Below are 4,100 nucleotides of genomic sequence, written 5' to 3'. Positions count from 1 at the left end.
CCTGGCTGCCCAAGCTGCCCTCAGGGCGCAGCTTGCAGGCCGAACAGATCGGCCAGCGCCCGCCGGTACAAGGGCTGGCCCACGGCGTTGGTGTTGTGGTGCGAGCCCCCTTCGACCAGCAAGAAGCGCTTGGGCTCGCGTGCACGCTCGAACAGGCCTTGCCCCAGCGCGGGGCTGATCAGCGTGTCTTGGCTGCCGTGCACCACCAGCACCGGCGAGCCCACGTCGGCAATGCGTGAGGCGGCGTCGAAACGCTGCGTGATGAAGGGAGACACCGGCAGCCAGCCCCAACGGAAGGTGCTCACCACGTCGGGGATGGAGGTGAAGCTGCCTTCGACGATCAGCCCCGTCTCGTCGGCGACCTCGGTGGCGAGTTGCACCGCGATGGCGCCACCCAGCGAGTGGCCGAAGATGAAACGTTGCGATTGCGGGTGCTGCGTGGCCAGCCAGCTCCAGGCGGCACGCGCGTCTTCGGCGGCCATTTCTTCCGACGGCAGGCCCGGGCTGCTGCGGCCGAAGCCGCGGTAGTCGACACCCAGCACGGCGAACCCCAGTTCGTGCATGCGGCGCATGCGCGGTGAGCTGCCGCGCACGTCGAAGCGGGCGCCGTGCAGGTACAGCAGCACGGGGGCCTTGGGGTCGGTCTGCGGGACCCACAGCGCGTGCAGCTTCACCTGCTGGCCCGCGGCATCGGCCGCGCGCGAGGTGAAGTGGATCCACACGTCTTGCATGCCCTCGGCCGCGGCCAACCCGCCGTACCAGGTGCGGTCGCTGGGCTGGAAGATCCAGCCGCGCTGGCGCTCGTCGAGCGTGGCGCAACCCACCTGCAGGCCCAGGCCCAGCACGATGATTCCGACCAGGGCGAAAAGGCGGTGGCGCGACAGGCGCTTGGGTTGCGAACTCATGACCTGCATGGTTGCACGCCGGCAATAAGCTTGGCCGGCGTTTGGGTATCGGCAGCAAGGGTGTTCAACTACGCGGTTCAACCACTGCCGAGAGGTGCCCATGTTGCTGCTGAAATGGATCGTGATCGTATTGATCGTGCTGGTGCTGGCGGCGATAGCGGCCGGCCAGGCAGGCCTGCTCACAGGCAAGGAGCCGCCCGACCTGGGCGTGCGCGAAGGCAAGCTCAAGCCGCTGTCAAAAACCGACAACTGCGTGAGCAGCCAGGCCGGGCTCTACCCCGATCACCCGCAGCGCCGCTACGCCGAGATCGCCCCGCTCGCCCTGCGCGGCGACGGCCCTGTGACGCTGGCCAAGCTCAAGGCGGTGGTCGAGGCCATGCCCGGTGCCAAGGTCGTGAAGAGCCAGCCCGATTACCTCTATGCGCAGTTCACCACCAAGCTGATGAAGTATGTCGACGACGTGGAGTTCTGGTACGACCCAGCGGCCCAGGTGATCCAGGTGCGCTCGGCCTCGCGTTTGGGCAAGAGCGACCAGGGCGCCAACCGCAAGCGCGTCGACGCGGTGCGCGCGGGGCTGGCTGCGGCGTCTTGAAGCAGCGCCACGGGACGCACGCACCGACTCCATGGCCGCCTCGGCCGAAAAGCTTCACCAGGAGAACCCCCATGAACCAGACCGCCCCACTGAGCGAACAAGACCTCGTCATCTCGCGCCTGGTGCGCGCACCGCGCGCCGCCGTGTGGCGTGCGTGGACCGAGCCCGCGCTGCTCAAGGAATGGTGGTGCCCCAAGCCCTGGACGACCGAGGTACGCGCCTTCGACCTGCGCGCCGGCGGCGCGTTCTACACCTTCATGCGCGGCCCTGACGGTGGCACCAGCGACAACCCGGGCAGCTTCCTGGAGGTGGTGCCAGGGCAGCGCATCGTCTTCACCTCGCTGCTCACCGAAGACTGGCGCCCGGCAACCCCCTGGCTTGCTTTCACCGCCATCATCACCTTGGCCGACGAAGGCGAGGGCACCCGCTACACCGCCACCGTGATGCACCCCGACAAGGCCACGCGCGACAGCCACGAGCAGATGGGTTTCTTCGACGGTTGGGGCACCGGCATCACCCAGCTCGAGACGTTCGCGCAGCAATTGCGCTGAGCCGGCGCGGCCGCGGTATTCACATGCCTGACGTCCGCACCCTGCCGCTGCTCTACACCTACCGCCGCTGCCCCTACGCCATGCGCGCGCGCCTGGCTCTGCTCCAAGCGAAGCGGGGTTTCCGGGCCTTCGAGATCGTCTTGCGCGACAAGCCCGCTGCGCTGTGGGCTTTGTCGCCCAAAGGCACGGTGCCAGTGCTGCACCTGCCCGACGGGCGGGTGCTCGATGAGAGCTGGGACATCATGCGTTGGGCCCTCGAGCCAGACGATCCGGAGGGCTGGTGGAGCAGGGCGCAATCCGCTGAGAACCTCGACCTGCTGCGGCGCAACGACGGGGACTTCAAGCGCCACCTGGATCGCTACAAGTACCCAGAGCGCTATCCGGGGGAAGTGACATTTAGGGAGGTCGAACGCTCCCACGCCATGGCGGCATTGCTGGTTCCGCTGCAGGCGCGGCTGCACGGCCAGCCATATCTCGGCGGCGCCACCCCTTGCGCCACCGACCTGGCGATCTTTCCCTTCGTGCGCCAGTTCGCCGCCGTGGAGCCGCGCTGGTTTGCTGACCGTGAGTTGCCTGCGCTACAAGCCTGGCTGGCTGCCTGGCTTGGCAGCGGTTTGTTCGCGGCATGCATGACCAAGCTGACGCCGCAGTCCTGCGAGGTTTTTCCCGCGCTGGTGGGCTGAGCTGAGAGTGCCCCGGAACATCAGGCGCCAGTCCGGCCTTTGCCGGTTCTTTCCACGGGGCGCTTTGACAGACGAGGTGCATGCACAGGCACGACCTCGCCGAGCCACTGCGCGGCCCCTGGCCATGCGGGTGCGCATGTCCTCCGCTCGGGCGAATCGTGCGCTATTTGTTGAAACAACAAACCTGTGCCACCGAAGTACTTGGACTTGGTGTCAGACTCGCCGATGGCCAGCAGTTCGGGCGCTGTGCCGAGCCCCAAGAATCAGGATATTTCAATGAGCAAACTCATCCGTTTGGTTTATTCCAGTCGCTCTACTTTTGAGCCCGGTGCGGCCCACCAGGGGCTCGACCCCAGCGTGGCACGAATCCTCGCCAAATCGCGCAAGAACAACGCCGCGCGCGGCATCGTCGGCGGGCTGCTGTTTGGTGAGGGATGTTTCCTCCAATGCCTCGAAGGCGACGATCAGGCCGTGGACTCGCTGTACGAAAAGATTGCTGCCGATCCTCGCCATCGTGATGTGACCGTGCTGTCGAGGAAGAACATCGATCGCACCTCGTTCGATGCCTGGTCGATGAAGTACGCGCCGGGAGAGGCTGCGCTGCGGCGCTTGATGCAGTCCTTGGGCATGAGTCGTTTCGATCCCTATGGCATGTCGCCGCAACACATCGAGGCGGTGGTCGCTTACATGGAACGCGAGGCCGAGCTCGCGCCCCCGGTCCAGAACAACCCGGCCGACGCACCGGATCGCCCGGCGCGCAAGGCGCCGGTCGGCGCCATCGATTCGGGCAAGACGGCGCGTGCGGTGCCACCCAAGGGCTCGCCGGTTGCCGCGAAAGGCGGCAACGGCAAAACGATCAAAGTGATCGGCACGCTCATTGCGGTTGCCGCGTTGCTTGCCGGGGGCTACCTGTCGATGCGGGGGTGACTGCGCAGGGCCACCGGTGCATCAACCGCGCCGCGCTGCCTCGATCGCCGCGATGTCGATCTTCTTCATTTCCATCATCGCCTCGAACGCGCGCTTGGCCACGGCGCGGTCAGGGTCGGCGATCGCCGCGGTGAGGGCGCGTGGCGTGATCTGCCACGACAAACCCCATTTGTCCTTGCACCAGCCGCAGGCGCTTTCTTGCCCGCCGTGGCCGACGATCGCGTTCCACAAACGGTCGGTTTCGGCCTGGTCATCGGTCGCCACCTGAAACGAAAAGGCCTCGGTGTGCTTGAACATCGGGCCACCGTTGAGGCCCATGCAAGGGATGCCGATGACGCTGAAATCAACCGTCAAGACATCGCCCTGCTTGCCCATGGGGTAGTCGCCCGGCGCACGATAGACGGCTCCCACCGCGCTGTTGGGGAAGGTCTCGGCGTAGAAG

6 protein-coding genes are annotated in these 4,100 nt (G+C 66.5%); 4 read left to right on the top strand and 2 right to left on the bottom strand.

The window, feature by feature from the left end:
- Nucleotides 1-20 precede the first annotated feature (20 nt).
- Nucleotides 21-905 (bottom strand): alpha/beta fold hydrolase, encoded by an 885-nt coding sequence (locus RMO40_RS17235; RefSeq protein WP_309724085.1) that lies wholly within the window; start codon nucleotides 903-905, stop codon nucleotides 21-23.
- Nucleotides 906-1,005: 100 nt separating this feature from the next.
- On the opposite strand from RMO40_RS17235, the gene RMO40_RS17230 reads away from it, so the two are divergent.
- From RMO40_RS17230 to RMO40_RS17215, 4 genes are all read left to right on the top strand, one after another.
- Nucleotides 1,006-1,497: a DUF1499 domain-containing protein gene (locus RMO40_RS17230; protein WP_309724083.1), complete on the top strand. Its 492-nt coding sequence runs from the start codon at nucleotides 1,006-1,008 to the stop codon at nucleotides 1,495-1,497.
- Between the two features lie 71 nt (nucleotides 1,498-1,568).
- Nucleotides 1,569-2,048, top strand: coding sequence for an SRPBCC domain-containing protein (locus tag RMO40_RS17225; RefSeq protein ID WP_309724081.1), 480 nt, complete (start codon nucleotides 1,569-1,571; stop codon nucleotides 2,046-2,048).
- Nucleotides 2,049-2,071: 23 nt separating this feature from the next.
- Entirely contained in the window at nucleotides 2,072-2,731 is a 660-nt protein-coding gene (locus RMO40_RS17220; RefSeq protein WP_309724078.1) for a glutathione S-transferase, read from the top strand.
- Nucleotides 2,732-3,007: 276 nt separating this feature from the next.
- Complete coding sequence (locus RMO40_RS17215) at nucleotides 3,008-3,658, top strand: BLUF domain-containing protein (protein WP_309724076.1); 651 nt, start codon at nucleotides 3,008-3,010, stop codon at nucleotides 3,656-3,658.
- 21 nt (nucleotides 3,659-3,679) lie between these two features.
- Here RMO40_RS17215 and RMO40_RS17210 read toward each other — a convergent pair.
- Nucleotides 3,680-4,100: VOC family protein (locus RMO40_RS17210; protein WP_309724075.1), on the bottom strand; the 421-nt coding region annotated here is incomplete at its 5' end.

This window comes from Rhizobacter sp. (assembly GCF_031412075.1).
Taxonomy (GTDB): domain Bacteria; phylum Pseudomonadota; class Gammaproteobacteria; order Burkholderiales; family Burkholderiaceae_C; genus Rhizobacter.
This window is presented reverse-complemented; position numbering and strand designations above follow the sequence as displayed.